At 50.2% G+C, this 15,256-nt stretch carries 11 protein-coding genes and 3 tRNA genes; all 14 read right to left on the reverse strand.

Features of this window, described 5'->3' with window-relative positions; genetic code table 11:
• Positions 1-79 precede the first annotated feature (79 nt).
• Positions 80-706 (reverse strand): DNA-3-methyladenine glycosylase I, encoded by a 627-nt coding sequence (locus tag MCJ35_RS10345; protein WP_488473296.1) that lies wholly within the window; start codon positions 704-706, stop codon positions 80-82.
• Between the two features lie 278 nt (positions 707-984).
• Entirely contained in the window at positions 985-1,425 is a 441-nt protein-coding gene (locus tag MCJ35_RS10350) for a zinc ribbon domain-containing protein (protein ID WP_025487214.1), read from the reverse strand.
• A 143-nt stretch (positions 1,426-1,568) separates the two neighbouring features.
• Positions 1,569-1,641, reverse strand: a tRNA-Thr gene (locus MCJ35_RS10355).
• A 66-nt stretch (positions 1,642-1,707) separates the two neighbouring features.
• Positions 1,708-1,779: transfer RNA gene (locus tag MCJ35_RS10360), tRNA-Glu, on the reverse strand.
• Between the two features lie 9 nt (positions 1,780-1,788).
• Positions 1,789-1,862 (reverse strand) — tRNA-Pro (locus MCJ35_RS10365).
• Between the two features lie 114 nt (positions 1,863-1,976).
• The gene (locus MCJ35_RS10370; RefSeq protein WP_155858525.1) at positions 1,977-3,074 is read right to left on the reverse strand and encodes a hypothetical protein; all 1,098 of its coding nucleotides are present in this window, start codon (positions 3,072-3,074) and stop codon (positions 1,977-1,979) included.
• A 39-nt stretch (positions 3,075-3,113) separates the two neighbouring features.
• On the reverse strand, positions 3,114-4,511 hold the full coding sequence (locus MCJ35_RS10375; RefSeq protein ID WP_331472308.1) for an MBOAT family O-acyltransferase: 1,398 nt from the start codon (positions 4,509-4,511) through the stop codon (positions 3,114-3,116).
• Between the two features lie 102 nt (positions 4,512-4,613).
• Entirely contained in the window at positions 4,614-6,986 is a 2,373-nt protein-coding gene (locus MCJ35_RS10380; protein ID WP_240299472.1) for a heavy metal translocating P-type ATPase, read from the reverse strand.
• Between the two features lie 168 nt (positions 6,987-7,154).
• A complete protein-coding gene (locus tag MCJ35_RS10385; RefSeq protein WP_025487212.1) occupies positions 7,155-8,627 on the reverse strand; it encodes a serine hydrolase domain-containing protein in 1,473 nt (490 codons plus the stop codon).
• Positions 8,628-8,638: 11 nt separating this feature from the next.
• On the reverse strand, positions 8,639-9,112 hold the full coding sequence (locus MCJ35_RS10390; protein ID WP_155858524.1) for a PTS sugar transporter subunit IIA: 474 nt from the start codon (positions 9,110-9,112) through the stop codon (positions 8,639-8,641).
• A 29-nt stretch (positions 9,113-9,141) separates the two neighbouring features.
• Positions 9,142-10,467, reverse strand: a complete 1,326-nt coding sequence (locus tag MCJ35_RS10395; RefSeq protein WP_025487210.1) for a 6-phospho-alpha-glucosidase — start codon at positions 10,465-10,467, stop codon at positions 9,142-9,144.
• Between the two features lie 14 nt (positions 10,468-10,481).
• Positions 10,482-12,092, reverse strand: a complete 1,611-nt coding sequence (locus tag MCJ35_RS10400; RefSeq protein ID WP_025487209.1) for a PTS transporter subunit EIIC — start codon at positions 12,090-12,092, stop codon at positions 10,482-10,484.
• A 256-nt stretch (positions 12,093-12,348) separates the two neighbouring features.
• Positions 12,349-13,026, reverse strand: a complete 678-nt coding sequence (locus MCJ35_RS10405) for a MurR/RpiR family transcriptional regulator (RefSeq protein WP_025487208.1) — start codon at positions 13,024-13,026, stop codon at positions 12,349-12,351.
• 198 nt (positions 13,027-13,224) lie between these two features.
• Positions 13,225-15,192 (reverse strand): PTS sucrose transporter subunit IIABC, encoded by a 1,968-nt coding sequence (locus MCJ35_RS10410; protein WP_240299473.1) that lies wholly within the window; start codon positions 15,190-15,192, stop codon positions 13,225-13,227.
• Positions 15,193-15,256: the final 64 nt, after the last annotated feature.

The following is a 15,256-nucleotide window of genomic DNA, read 5'->3' on the forward strand; positions in this document are numbered from 1 at the left end:
ACACTGTTTTATAGATTAAACATACCACAGAATGCCGGATTTGGTCACGCAACAATTCATTGCAGGCCCGAAATCCTCATTATTTGATGTTGTTATAGAGGAAACAGCCTGTGACATGGTCATTAACCATTCCAACGGCCTGCATAAAGGCATATATGGTCGTTGAACCGACAAACTTAAAACCAAGTTTTTTCAGGTCCTTGCTGATCCGGTCTGACAGCGCGGTTGTGGCTGGCAGATCCTTGATATTTTCACAGTGGCCCACAATGGGCGTATTGTCCACATACCCCCATATCATCTGGTCAAAACTGCCGTACCGGGCCTGGACTGCGAGGAATGCCCTGGCATTACTTATGGCCGCGTTGATTTTCAGGCGGTTTCTTATGATGCCCTCATCTGCCATAAGTTCCTCAATCTTCTTATCGTCATAACAGGCCACCAGTTCTGGCTTGAATCCATCAAAAGCTTTGCGGAATGCCTCCCTTTTCTTCAGGACCGTTATCCATGAAAGCCCTGCCTGCATGGTTTCTAATATCAGCATTTCGAACAGCCTGTCATCATCATGTACGGGGCGGCCCCATTCATTATCATGATAATCAATGTATATTTGGGAGTCTCCCGCCCAGGCGCATCTTACCTTTTCATCCATTCCTTTTCCTCCAATCGGTGTTTTGAACCCGGCTGTTCCATCCATGCTGTTTTCCATAAACAACCTGCTTTTTTCCGGATTGCTGCTTTCTGTACAAATCCATTATAACATGGAATAGTGACGGTTTCTGCCATTATTTTGTTTCCGCCCGTTACATGGACCATTTGCCCATATCAACGTTTAAATGTCAGGAAATCAAAAGAACCGCCCATGACCAGACGGTTCTTTTGATTTCCTGCTCAGCAGTGCTGCTGTAAGGATAGCGGTTATTCAGTTTTCAATGACTGTGTTACGCAATCGAAGCCTCAAAACGTCTACCGTGTAACAAAGATACATTATTTCCAGTGTTTCAATTTAGGAAGCTGTTCAGAAAAATATGCCCTTGCCTGTTCTGGAGTAAAATTGCCATCCGACATATGGCTTACCAAAAATTCAAGCAATCTGTCCATACTCTCATATGCAAACTGCCCGTCTGTATAACACCATTTGCAATAGTCCTCATTAAAGCTGTTATCTGTTTCCCGGCTGATAACACTATCATCTTCCAATGGCATACCGCAACACTGGCAAATGAGTTTTCTTGGACTTCCCAGTAATGTATTGATAGAAACATCAAATGCTATGGAAATCTGTTTTAATGTTTCTATATTCGGCGTTGAGTCACCGTTTTCCCAACGTGAAACGGCCTGACGTGTAACAGATAACCTTTCAGCCATTTCATCCTGGGTCAGCTTGTTTTTAACACGGATGTTTTTCAATACATCCTTTGTATCCATACTTTCACCCTCCCTCTATGGAATGAATCTATTATAGCGTATGTATGTTTTCCTTTCAAGCAATCGTCTATTGCTATTCCAATCGATAAATGGCAGCATATATATCAAAAAAAATCCCTTGATTTCTCAAGGGATTTTCGATAAGCCACTGGCCGGACTCGAACCGGCGACCCACGCATTACGAATGCGTTGCGCTACCAACTGCGCTACAGTGGCATCCGGACAGTCATGCTGTCCCTTAGATGAAACAAGACTGTCGCTCACGCAACAGCCTCTTCATCATGACCTGACCGGGAATCGAACCCGGGTTTACGCCGTGAGAGGGCGTCGTCTTAGCCGCTTGACCATCAGGCCTTAGGTGAATCGAGGCGACGTGATTCGAACACGCGGCCTCTGCGTCCCGAACGCAGCGCTCTACCAAACTGAGCCACGCCTCGATACCTTTGGTAGTATAATACAAATATGGCAGAATGTCAACCATAAATTGTCAAAGTTTTTAAAAAAACTCAGAATTTTATTTTGATGTAATCCTGCCCCATCCTGCATTCCCATTAATCGTAAATCCTGCCATAATCGTAGCTCCCATAAAAATCCCTGATTGTCTCAAAATACCGGTCCACATTATCACGGGTCAGCCTGTGCTCCCCTGCTGCCATCCACTCCAGTATCCGGTCCCCCACCTGCTCGGAGTAATGGATGACATCCATATAATTATCAAGGTCGCAGATGATGTCAAACTGGTCATCAAACCCAAACAGCCGGATATTGTCACAGGTAAGGAGCATATCCGCCATCAGGCGGAGCGCCGTAAGCTGGCGTTCAAAATCCCCCTTTGCCACAAGCTCGCTGTCCCAATACGCAATGCTGTAGGGAGGGATAAAGCAATAGAATGTAATATCAGGGTTAGCCCTTGCAACGGCCAGTATATTCTGTTCCACATTACCTTCAACCATCTGCCTGTCTTCCATGGTAAACGGTACCGGCTCCATGTTCCCTTCCGGGCGCACGAAGGTCTTAAGCACAGCCTCCCTGCCCCACTCCTTATCAGGCGCCCAGTGCATATATCCGTCAAAGGTGGTCATATCTGCCCCTGCCTTTGTCCGGTTCAATATGCTGCGTATATTGCCGAAAATCACTTCTTTATTCCATATGTAATCCACATCGTTCCACGGATTCCTGTCAAACAGGTAATCCGGCGCCGGCGCCGTGGGATTCCACTCATCCTTGTCATACATGAGGAAGCTTTTATCCAGGCTCCTGAACACCATCTTAATCTGCGGATGATAGGAAATGGCCCGCCACACCGCTTCATCCACTTCCTTATAATATCCCCCGCCGTACGGGATCTTGATTGCATCCACCCCGAACAGCTGATTAAACAGGGATACCTTGAAGTTCTCCGTCATGGATGTGCCTGTGAGCACCGCATCGTATGTAAAATGCCGGCTGATGCCATCGTTCTGGTAACGCTCGCTGTCCAATGTATATGCCAGCCCTTTCACTGGCCCATGATAATGGAAAAAGGGGTCCACCACTGCCACAAGCCCTCCCAGGGCAGCCAGCCCCAAAACGGTAAGCCCCAGCGTAAGGCCCAGCCATCTTCCCCAGTATTTCTTCTGTCCATCCCTGCTATCTGTCTGTATATCCAATGCTGTATCTCCTGTCAATACCGATAAAATTAAACATCCTTAAAATTGGAAATAAATAAAAGTGGTAATCCCGGCCAGCGATATGATTGACCACACAAGCATAACCGCTGTCCCGGCGGCCCTTTGCACCGTGGGCTTAAGCCCTGCCTCCGCCATGTTCCTGGTGTTCATCACCAGATGGATTGCAATGCCGTAAATCAGGAATATGGTCATGATCCTGTGATTTAAGAAAACCTGGGGCAGCTCCACCATCTTAAAACTTTCTATGAACCCCGGATTTATCTGCATGTTCCCAAAGCACACCAGTCTCTTAAAAAACTGTTTTGCCTGGGAAATGCTGTCAGCCCTGAATATGACCCAGCCCAGGTTCACGAACAGGAAGGTGGCCATCCACTGGAACGCAATGTGAAGCCTGTTCCACTGCCTGTCAAACATACGGTTAAGGCATTGTGCCGCCCCGTGGATCATACCCCACAGGATAAATGTCCAGTTGGCCCCATGCCACAGGCCGCTGGCCAGGAATACAGCCATCACATTCACATAAGTGCGCACCTTTCCCTTCCTGCTTCCGCCCAGGGGAAAATATATGTAATTGCGCAGGAACCGTGTCAAAGTCATATGCCACCGTTTCCAAAAATCCACCGGGGAAAGCGCCTTGTAGGGAGAATTGAAATTCTGGGGCAGTTCCAGATTGAACATCTGTGAAATCCCTACCGCCATGTCGCAGTACCCGCTGAAGTCAAAATACAGCTGGAAGGTATAGGCCAGCATCACAAGGAATGCATCGGCAGCGCTCAACAGTCCCACCTGTGAAAATCCCCAGGCCACCGGGCCTGCAAAAAACTCCGCAAGTATTACCTTCTTAAAAAGACCTGCGGCAAACACCATGAGTCCCTTGGACATATTCTCCGAATCCATCCTCCGGCGCGCCTCTTCCGTTAGCTGCGGAATGAACTCCCTGTGCAAAAGAATCGGGCCCATGGCAATCTTGGGGAAATACACCGTGAAAATGGCGTAATCAAGGAAACCGTACCCTCCTGTTTCACCTCTATAGGAATCCACCAGCCATGCAACCTGCTGGAACGTAAAAAAGCTGATGCCCACAGGCAGGAGGATCCTTGTCAGCAATAAATCCTGTTTCAGGAACAGGTTCAGGTTCTCCAAGAAAAAGTTGAAGTATTTATAATAGAAAAGAAGTCCCAGGTTGGCTCCGATGCCCAGTATGAGGATGGCCTTCCTTTTGCCTCCATCCCGGCCCGGGGAGGGGGCGGAACCGGCCTCCTTTACATTTTCCAGAAGCATCCGTGAAATTCCCCAGTTGAACCCGGTGCTGGCTAAGAGCAGAAGCAGGTACCATGGATTGCCATAAGCAAAAAACAGAAGGGACATGGCGGCCAGGAACAGCCTGGCCCCTGTCTTCCTTCCCAAGTGCTGCAATCCGAAATACCCTCCAATACAGGACGGGAGAAATAACATTATGAACAGATATGAATTAAACTGCATGATCCTTGTATCCTTTTTCATTTGTGATTTTTATGATCAGAGCGTCAGATTCCTGAGCCTGAGCGCGTTGCCCACCACACATACGGAACTTAGGGACATGGCCAACCCTCCCAGCATGGGACTTAAAAGCGGGCCGCCTAACAGATACAGGGCGCCTGCCGCCACAGGGATTCCCAGCGTGTTGTAGAAGAATGCCCAGAACAGATTCTGTTTAATATTGCGTATGGTTGCTTTGCTGAGTCTGATGGCACGGTACACATCCATCAGATCGGATTTCATCAGCACCACATCCCCGGATTCCAGGGCAATGTCACTGCCGCTGCCAATGGCGCAGCCCACATCCGCCTGGACAAGGGCTGGCGCATCGTTGATTCCATCACCTACCATCATAACTGTTTTTCCCTGTTTCTGCAACCGGTTTACCACATCTGCCTTATCTTCCGGCAATACCTCCGCCACCACCTTGTCCACATGGGCCAGGCGTCCAATATACTGGGCCGTCTTCTCATTATCTCCTGTTACCATATAGACCTGCACACCCAGTTTTTTAATCTTCCCCACCGCCTCCACGCTGGTCTCTTTGATGGTGTCCGCAACGCAGATCAGTCCGGCCAGACGGCCGTCCACCACAACATACATGGGGGTCTTGCCAATGCCTGCATATTCCGACGCCTGCTTTTTTGTTTCATCCGATACAGGGACATTCAGATGCTTCAGAAGGCGGCGGTTGCCAACAGCCACCTTCCAGCCGTTTAAGGAGGTCAGGATACCTGCGCCGGTCACGCTCTCAAACGACTCCGGCATGACCAGTTCCATCTGCTTCTCCCTGGCCGCCTGGACAATGGCCTGGCCCAGGGGATGTTCTGACATCTGTTCACAGGATGCTGCCAGGAATAGAAGGTGTTCTTTTTTCTCCGCATCGGAAGGCGCTGCTGCCTTTGTACTGTCTTTGAGGGTTCCGTCCTCCGTCTCATTGGGCGGTGTGACACCTGGCAGGGCCGCACTCTCCAGTTTCCACACCTGCTCCACCACCGAATCGCTGATTACGCTTACATCCGTCACCTTGGGCCGGCCCTCCGTGATGGTTCCTGTCTTATCCAGGATTACGGCGTCCACCTTATGACAGACCTCCAGGGCCTCCCCGCTTTTTATGAGGATGCCGTGTCCGGCCCCCACCCCGGTCCCCACCATGATGGCCGTCGGCGTGGCAAGCCCCAGCGCACAGGGACAGGCAATCACAAGGACAGCCACGAATATGGTAAGCACAAAGGACAGGTCCCTGCCTCCCACTATCCACCACATAAGGGCGGCTGCCAGGGCGATAACCATCACAGCCGGCACAAAATACCCGGCCACCGTGTCAGCCAGTTTGGATATGGGGGCTTTCCTGCCCTGGGCATCCTCTATCATCCGGATGATTTTAGACAGTGTGGTATCGCTGCCCACATGGGTGACCTCCACTTCCATTGCTCCGTTGTAATTCATGCTGCCCCCAATCACACGGTCCCCTGTCTGTTTCTCTACCGGAATACTCTCGCCCGTCAGCATGGATTCATCCACGGTACTGCTTCCCTGTACCAGGACCCCGTCCAGAGGAATCCTGCTGCCAGGCTTGATTAGTATATGCTGCCCCGCCTCCACCTGCCCGGTTTCCACCTCACGCTCCACACCATTTTCGTAAAGAAGGGCTGTGTCAGGCGCCAGTTCCATCAGCTTGCGGATGGCCTCCGAGGTCTTTCCCTTACTCCGGCTCTCCATGTACTTGCCAAGCATCACCAGGGTTACGACCACGGCGGCCGACTCATAGTACAGCTGGTGCGCCTTCATATGGTCGGCCGGGATTCCCAGGGTCATCACAAGGCTGTAGGCAAATGCGCTTCCCGTGCCGATGGCCACCAGGGAATCCATGTTGGGGCTTCCCTTTATGAGGGAACGGATGCCCACCACATAGAACCGGTAACCGCAGACCAGGATTGGCACGGTAAGGATCAGCTGCGCCAGGGCAAAGTTCAGCGGATTCCTGTCCATTTCCAAGAATGCAGGCAGGGGAAGGGAAAACGGAAGCATATGTCCCATGGAAATGTAGAGCAGCGGGATGGAAAAGCAGACAGCCGTAATCACACGGTTCCTGGCAGACTGCAGATGTTCCTCCTGCTGCTGCCATTCCTCTTCCTTCATTTTCCTGTCCGGCTCCTCCGCCACAAGGCTGGCGCCGTATCCGGCTTTGGATATGGCCTCACGTATCATGCCGGAAGTCACCTGATCCTCATCATAGGTTATCACCATCCGGCTGGTGGTCAGGTTCACATGGCTGTCCTCCACCCCTCCCAGTTTTTTCGTCACACGCTCCACCGCGCTGCTGCAGGCCGCGCAGGACATGCCATCTATGCGGTACTGTTCTGTCCTCATATCTTCTGCTCCTCTCATACCAGGATGTGTTTGGATTTTCCAACACGCTCCCGTATCAGTATGCCCTGCATGAAGCCGGTTTATCAATTTATAAATAAAAGGAACCTGCTGTTAAAAGCCATGTGTCATCTGGCTTTCCAGCAGGTTTCCCTTATTACCCTGTTGTTTTTATGGCATCAGCAGGATATTCTGCGTATGATAATCGTATCCTTCAATCAGATACTTAAAATTCTCATCCAGCCTTGCCATATAGCTGTCAAAATAAATGTCCCATTCATTGTATGAGGTATGGTCATTTAACAGGACCCGGATCCTCATATGGGAAGCCCCCAGCCAGGCATAGGAACCATAGGCTGACGGGGCATGGCTCCTGGGCTTTGCTGTCTGCATATAGCTTCCGTAGCGCATCAGATACTGGTCCAGGTCGGTTGCCCCGGCCCTGTATTCCTGTTTTCCCAGACAGCAGGAAAAGGTGCGGTCCCCTTCCCCGATTTCAAAACTGCAGTCATCTGAAAGAAAGGTAAGACGTATGTACTTATCCGCATCCCGGAAACGTATCTTCCTGCCATTGATGGAATCCTGGTAAGCAGGAATGGCGTTGCCCGTAACCGGCTGTGCGTCCAGGATATGGCTCAGCTCCAGGATTCTTTGCACATTTTCAGGACACTCTTTTAGCGGTTCATTCCCGATACACGGATATACGGTTTCAAAAAATGTATCCAGAAGAGGCTGCGAGCCTGCCGTGGATGAATTCATCACAAACGTGGTGTCACAATCCGGCAGCACCACGCACATCTGCCCAAATAATCCGGACGCACGGTATCCGTTGTGCGTACACCGCCACATCTGAAAACCATATCCCTGGGTGCTTTCTGTTTTATAGGCCGGATAACCGGGCGCGGTGTCTATCTGCTTAGAGGCTGCAAGCGCACACCATTCCTCTGACAGGATCCGGTGTCCATTCAGTACACCCCTGTTCAGGAACAGCTGCCCCAGCTTAATCAAGTCCGTTCCCTTCATGTAAAGGCCAACCCCGCCGATGGAATATCCGGAAGGGTCTTCCAGCCAGTCATAATCCTGAATCCCGCACAAATCAAAAAAGTTTTCTTTCAGGAATCCACATTGGCTTTTGCCTGTTATCTTTGTCACGATTGCCGACAGCATATGGGAGGCCATGGAATTATAGTAAAAACGGCTTCCGGGCAGATCCGTTACGCGTCGGTCAAATATACTTTCACACCAGTCCCTGCTGTCATCCCCTGCCGCAAACATATCAGGCCCATCCTGTCCCATGGCCATGGTCAGCAGATGCCGGATGGTAAGGGTTCCCAATCCATTTTCTGCATAAGAAGGATTGGAAAAATAGGGATGCACCGGTTCATCCAGGCGTAACAGCCCTCTGTCATGAAGGATGCCCACAGCCACGCATGTGAATGTCTTGGTAACCGAATTCTCCACATGCCTGCATGTATTCTTATATGGAAATGCATTAACCTGGGCAATCAGCTTCCCATGCCGTGCCATTGTGAACGTATGTAAATGGATATCACGTTCTTTTAATCTGCGAATAAAGGCTAGTATCCCCCGCGAATCCACCCCTTCCTTTTCACAGGTAGATTGCTCTAATTCATATGTTGGCACCGTACCCCCTCCTATTTCCTGACAACAGAGAAAATGGGTTCTCCTGCTGTCACTTCTTTTCCCAGCTGTTTGTTGACAACTGAAAACTTATCGGAGTCCAAAACCAGTATCGGGGATGTCAGGTCAACGCCCTGTTTTTTGAAATAGTCCATATCAGCATGGCATAACAGGTCCCCAACCTGGACCTGCTGTCCCACGGCTGCCTTCATATCAAATCCTTCTCCTCCATATTTTACGGTATCAATGCCATAGTGGATCATAAGCTCAAGCCCTTCATCCGTCTTCAGGCATATGGCGTGCCGTGTCCCTGCAATCAGTTCCACCCGTCCCGGCACAGGCGCGAACACATCTCCCGATGCCGGTATGATGGCGCATCCATCCCCCATCATAAGCTGTGCAAAGACAGGATCCCTGACCTCGGTCATATCCATGGTCCTTCCGTCAAAAGGAGCGCAGACACTGATTTTCTTTTTAAATATCCCCAACACCTTATCACCTTCCTACTTCATCCTCATTATTTCAGTTCCGGCCAGTATTCCTTGTTGGCTTCAATATAATCGTCCAGAAGCGCCTTGGCAACCGTGGCGCTGGGCACGCATCTGGACAGCGTGTATGCCTGCCACATCTTATGGTAAGAGCCTTCCTCCCATGCATCCACCACCAGCTTTTCCACTGCCACCTGCTGTTCCATCAATCCCTTTTGGAACGTGGGTATCCTTCCGATGGATAACGGCTCATAGCCATCCTTTCCCACCAGGCATGGTATCTCCACCATGGCATCATCATCAAAGTTAACAATAGCACCATTATTGGGAACAATCAACAGCATTCTTTCATGGGTGTTAAGGGCCAGGGCAATGCACAGGTCAACGATAAATGTCGCATGATTCGTCACCTCCAGATAGCTGCCCTTTGCAGTGCCCTTTTCGGCAATTTCCTTACAGGCCGTGAAAACCTCTGTCTCCCTTCCTTCCATGACCTCATTGGCCCGTGTATGGCCGGGGTCTGAGTGCGCAACCACGTAATCCGGGAAAAGGTAATACTTGAAATAACTGTTGGGAATCATGGTGGGGTCCAGGCTCAGGACATCCTTTGCCTTGTAATAGGTATCCTTCCAGCTGTATTCCTGCTGGTTGGATGTCATGGCCGGTGACACAAATCCCTTTTCCAGCATGTAATCCCTGACCTTTGGCAGCAAATCATTGCCGGCCTTGTCCCTGATATCACACCACCATCCAAAGTGGTTCAGCCCAAAATAGCGCACATCCATTTCCTTGCGGTCATTAAGCCCTGCAATGCTGGCTATGCTGTCCTCCAGGCCAATGGGCATGTCACAGATGTTGATGACCTTTGAATCAGGACGGAACCGCCTGGTGGCCTCTGCCACAATGGCCGCTGGATTGGAATAGTTGAGCATCCAGGCATCCGGGGAATATTTTTCCATATAATCAATGTTTTCCAGCACACCTGCAATGGATCGCATCCCATATGTAATCCCGCCAGGACCGCATGTCTCCTGTCCCACGCATCCATGCTTTAATGCAATCTTCTCATCTTTTTCACGCATGGGCAGTTTCCCTACCCGGATATGTGCCAGGCAGAAATCGATGTCCGTGTAAGCCTCTTCCGGGTCCACGGTTGCCAGGAACTCAATCTCAGGGTCCTTTTCCATGACCAGGATCCTGCATGCCTCTGCCAGCTGGCTCTGTCTTTCCTCATCATTATCATACAGTTTAATCTTCCTTAACGGGAACCTGTCAAGATGTGCAAGCAATGTGCATACAATCTCAGGTGTGTAAGTGCTTCCGCCGCCCGCAATCACTACTGAATACTTTTTCATTTTACATTCTCTCCTTAACTATTTTCCATTACCTTGTCAACCGTCTTCTTGATTAATGTCACGGTTGTCCCGTAAACAATCTGGATTTCATTGCCGCTTACTTTTACAATCCCGTTGCATCCCGTCTTCTTGAGGATTGCTTCATCAATCAGGGAGTAGTCCTTCACAACCACGCGGAGCCGTGACATACATGCTTCCGTCTCCATGATATTATCTTTACCGCCAAGACCCCTTACAATCAGCTGTGCCTTCAGCATCTCGGGATTCCTGGTATCCAGTCCGGCCGGTTCCCCTGTTTTTGCTGCCGGCATTTCAATATTGGCAATCTCAGCTGCAAATGCCAGTGAATCGTCATAATCTCCCCCTCGCCCCGGTGTCTTTACATCAAAATGTATGATCCACCACCGGAAGGTGACATAGCAGAGTATGAATTCCAGAACGGTAACCACGCAGACCACCCAAACATTGGAGCCGGGCCGCAAGAATCCATTGGTAAACAACCCGATGATGCTGGAATTAGCGCCGCCCACACCGCTGCCCAGGATAAAGCACAGAAACCAGCTTAATCCGGTATAGAGGCTGTAAACCACATAGAGAAGCGGTGCCGCAAACAGGAAGATGAACTCAATCGGCTCTGAGATGGCTGCGAATATGGCTGTCAGCGCCCCGGCTACCACCAGAGGCTTGATGCTCTCCCTCTTATCCGCATCCGCACATTTGTAGATAGCCAGTGCGATTGCCGGAAGCCCGCCCAGCATCATGGGAATCTGCGGCCCGAAATAATAGGAAACCAGCTGTGCCAGCGATGCGTTGGTGGGCACTCCTTCCACCAGATACTGTGCATATCCGGCAACCGTGCCTTCAGCCACTGCCCCGGAAGCAAAGGTATATACACCTGACACGGAGGTATTCCTTACAATCGTATTCCATATCTGATGCAGGCCCGTGGGAATCAGCGCCCTCTCCCCAAGCGCATAGACAAAGGGACCGAAGATGCCCAGACTGCCTAACACCTTTGCGAATGCATCAATCGCCCTCTGCACATATACCCAGAGGAACGGCAGCAGCTGTCCGACAAGACTGAGTACGATTAAAGATATGATTGGAACAAATCTTGTACCCTGATAAAAGGAAAATGCCATTGGCAGCTTGATATCCTTAAATTTGTTATGCAGGTTTGCAACGATAACACCTACCAGGATGCCTCCCATGATTCCTACATTGACGGTTTCCACCCCCAGAACCGTCGTGATGCCCGTCTCAGGGAACATGGCCCTTACGGTGGGGAAGGTCGTGATTAACAGGTTCATTGATTTAAGCAGGGCGAAATAACCGATAAACGCGCCCAGCGCCGCATACTCTTTCTTTTCCGCCGCCAGGCCGAAGGCCAGCGCCATGGCGTAAACCAATGCCAGGTTATGAAGGACCTGCACGCCTGTGGTTACCATCCAGTTCCCCAGATATTGAATGGGTGTACTGGCAAAAAACGGGACCATCTTAATAATCGCCGCATCAGTGAAAATACAGCCAATGGCCATGATAAGCGATGCTACACCTATCAGGGATACTGGAATTAAAAATGCTCTTGCTAACTTTTGGAAAAAAGCTTTCATACCATTAGACATGAATGATACCCCTCCTTATACATTACAAAGTGTCAATACATTTACCTGCGCAGGCTGTATTTTTTGTATTTTCAGTATAGTGACTCAGACTTTTAAAAGCAATACTTCCAGGGCATCCGTGAAACTCTTCATACTGAGTAAAATAGTTCACGTTTTCAGATAATTCATGGCGTGAAAAAACCGTTTATCCATTCAGTATCATGAATAAACGGTTTCCGGCAGTCATACAGCCACATCTGTATTATATTTTAAAACTTCATAATTGGGAAAACAGTAATTGAAATGCAATGATGGTATTAGATACAAACGTATTAATCTGCAGTTCATCCTCCCACTCCTCTTTAGGGATGATGACAGGCAGATCCACCATCTTCCTCAGGCGGCTGTTCCCGTTGCGCAGGAATGCAATGGTAAAATATCCATGCTGCCTGCATTTTTCCGCTTCATCTATCACCAGCTGGGTTTCCCCTGACTCTGATACCATAATGCCCACGTTATCCTTGAACTCAGACAATTCCCCCAGGCTTTCCGTATATATCAGCCGGTAGCCGTCCCTGACACACTTACGGCTGATATAATCAATAGCCACCATGGAGTATCCAACTCCCATGGCATATACGTATTTTTCCTTAGCCCCCTTCATGTGCCAGATGAAGGTATCCACCAGTTCTTCCGAATAGTTACTGATGATGGTGTTCCTGATTCCAGCCAGATTGCGGTCCTGGGCAGCAGGCGGGGATTTGTGGTCGGATTTGATGGAGAATATCAATTCCCTGTAACCGGAATACCCAAGTTTTTTTGACAGGTTCACCAGGAATGCCGGGGATATGTAGTGTCTCTTCGCAAAATCCTTAATGGACATATCGCTGTTTTTCTTGATGTCTTCTTTTATTTCGTCTAAAATCTGCCGCTGCAGACCATTCAGCTCATTCATCTGACCTACTCTCCCCTCAACACGGTTTGAGTCTATTATAGCATAAACTTTTAATTACAAAAGAAAAAAGTACGATTTCCCGGACAGGGGACGCCCATCCCCGGAAACCGTACTTCCCAAATGCCTGCCTTCCCAAATGCCTGCAGGGCCTGTCATAATGCTTCCGGGCGTTTATCGCCGGACGGCCCTGAACACTCCCTAGCCGTTCACCAGGCAGTCCAGCCTTTCCCCCGCCGTCACTTTCCCGTATTCCTTTAAAGCCACCGCTTCACCGGAAGTAAACAGCACGATGGTAGTCAGGTCCTTGCCTTTTCCCTTCACATAATCCATATCCACTTCCACCATCAGGTCCCCGCGTTTTACGTTCTGTCCCTGCTCCACACAGAGGCGGAACCCCTGGCCGCCCAGTTCAACGGTATCGATTCCGATATGGACCAGGATTTCCTGTCCTTCCTCCGTGCGGATGCCCACTGCGTGCCCCGTATCAAAGGCCGCGGCAACGGTTCCGTCCACAGGGGCCAGGATCCTTCCATCCGTAATATCAACAGCAAAACCATCGCCCAGGACTTTATTGGCAAACACCTCGTCCCTGACCTCATTGAGGGGAACCAGGGTGCCTGTGGCCGGAGAGGTTATTTCAGGCATTTCCCTTTGCATTGACTTCTGCATTGTCTCCTGCATTGTCTCCTGCATTGTCTCCTGCACTGGTTTTCCAGAATCCGATTCCACAGGAATGCCCCCCTTAACGTCCTCATCCTCCTGAAGCACTTCCTTCGGAATCCCAAAAAGGCAGGTCAGTACAAAACAGCACGCCACGGAGCACACGGAAATGATGAAATACCACAGCAGCTGGCTCCCTTTATAAATATACATAAGATAGGATGGCAGCACCGCCAGTCCATAGGAATTGGACTGGATTCCGAGCACGGACAGCAGCGCGGCCCCCATGCCTGAGGTGAACAGCATAATGAGCAGCGGCCTTAAATTATAACGCAGCTGGATACCGAACAGGACAGGCTCACTGATACCAAACAGCTGTGAAAGCATGGCGCCGATACTTGTTGACCGCACACTCTGCTTTTTGGACTTCACAAAAAATGCAAGACAGGTGCCCACATTGGCAAACCCGTACATGGCGCAGAGGGTGATGACAGGATTAAACCCTGTATTGGCCAAAAGGGATGTTTCTATCATGGTGTACGTATGGTGAAGCCCTGTAATCACAAGCAGGGGATACGTGGCGCCAATGAGGAACCCGCCGATTCCAAAGGGTAGATGGACCAGGTGCTCCACCACGGTCACCAGCTCAAGCTCCACCACATGCATGATTGGACCGATTCCCAGCATGACCACCAGGAAGGTCCCCAGCATGACCAGGAATGGGGTCATGATTAAATCCAGGGCATTGGGCATTATCTTCCTCAGCTTCTTCTCCATGGAAGCGCCCACGAACGCTGCCAGGATTGCCGTCAGCACACTTCCCTGGCAGCCCACGATGGGAATGCGTGAAAATGCCATGACCGCGCTGACGCCGCTGCCAGGGTCAGCCACCGCGTAGGCATTGGGCAGGCTGGGTGATACCAGCATCAGCCCGATGACCAGGCCGATGACCGGCATCCCTCCAAACACCTTGAACGCGGACCAGCAGATAAGTGCGGGCAGGAAGGCAAATGCTGTCTCCGTAAGGACATTTACCAGAATCACCACATAGTCCGGGATAATGGATGAGGACAGGCCAAAAAGCCCCAGCACATTGTCATTGAACACGCAGCCCTTTAATCCCAGGAACAGGCCGGTGGCCGCAATCACGGGAATGATAGGGATGAATATGTCCCCCAGCATACGCATCATGCGTTTTACGCCCGTTTGCTGGCTTTTAACAATTTCATCCTGTTCCTGTTTGGACAGTACGTTAAGCCCCATGTCCTGCATTTCCCCATAAACCTTATTGACAATGCCGGTACCCAGGATGATCTGATACTGTCCCGCGTTGAAAAACGTCCCTTTCACCAGCCCGATGGCTAAAAGGGCCTTTTCATCTATCCCATCCTTATCCTTCACAATCAGCCTGAGCCTGGTTGCACAGTGTGTTGCCGAAATAATGTTATCCTTCCCGACCGCATTTACGATTGCCCCGGCCGCCTGCCGGTACTGATTCCCTTCCATCCTGATTCCCTCCCGATTATATGAAAATGACTTCGCGTATATGTGAAAATGGTACTGGGCCTGT

Origin of the sequence: Enterocloster sp. OA13, assembly GCF_022440595.1 — a bacterium.
GTDB lineage: Bacteria > Bacillota > Clostridia > Lachnospirales > Lachnospiraceae > Enterocloster > Enterocloster hominis.

Bases quoted from the DNA above. Each gene is read 5' to 3' on its own strand.
- MCJ35_RS10400 (WP_025487209.1), bottom strand. From the start codon at position 12,092: ATGTCTAATGGTATGAAAGCTTTTTTCCAAAAGTTAGCAAGAGCATTT.
- MCJ35_RS10395 (WP_025487210.1), bottom strand. From the start codon at position 10,467: ATGAAAAAGTATTCAGTAGTGATTGCGGGCGGCGGAAGCACTTACACA.
- MCJ35_RS10345 (WP_488473296.1), bottom strand. From the start codon at position 706: ATGGAAAACAGCATGGATGGAACAGCCGGGTTCAAAACACCGATTGGA.
- MCJ35_RS10380 (WP_240299472.1), bottom strand. From the start codon at position 6,986: ATGAGGACAGAACAGTACCGCATAGATGGCATGTCCTGCGCGGCCTGC.
- MCJ35_RS10410 (WP_240299473.1), bottom strand. From the start codon at position 15,192: ATGGAAGGGAATCAGTACCGGCAGGCGGCCGGGGCAATCGTAAATGCG.
- MCJ35_RS10405 (WP_025487208.1), bottom strand. From the start codon at position 13,026: ATGAATGAGCTGAATGGTCTGCAGCGGCAGATTTTAGACGAAATAAAA.
- MCJ35_RS10350 (WP_025487214.1), bottom strand. From the start codon at position 1,425: ATGGATACAAAGGATGTATTGAAAAACATCCGTGTTAAAAACAAGCTG.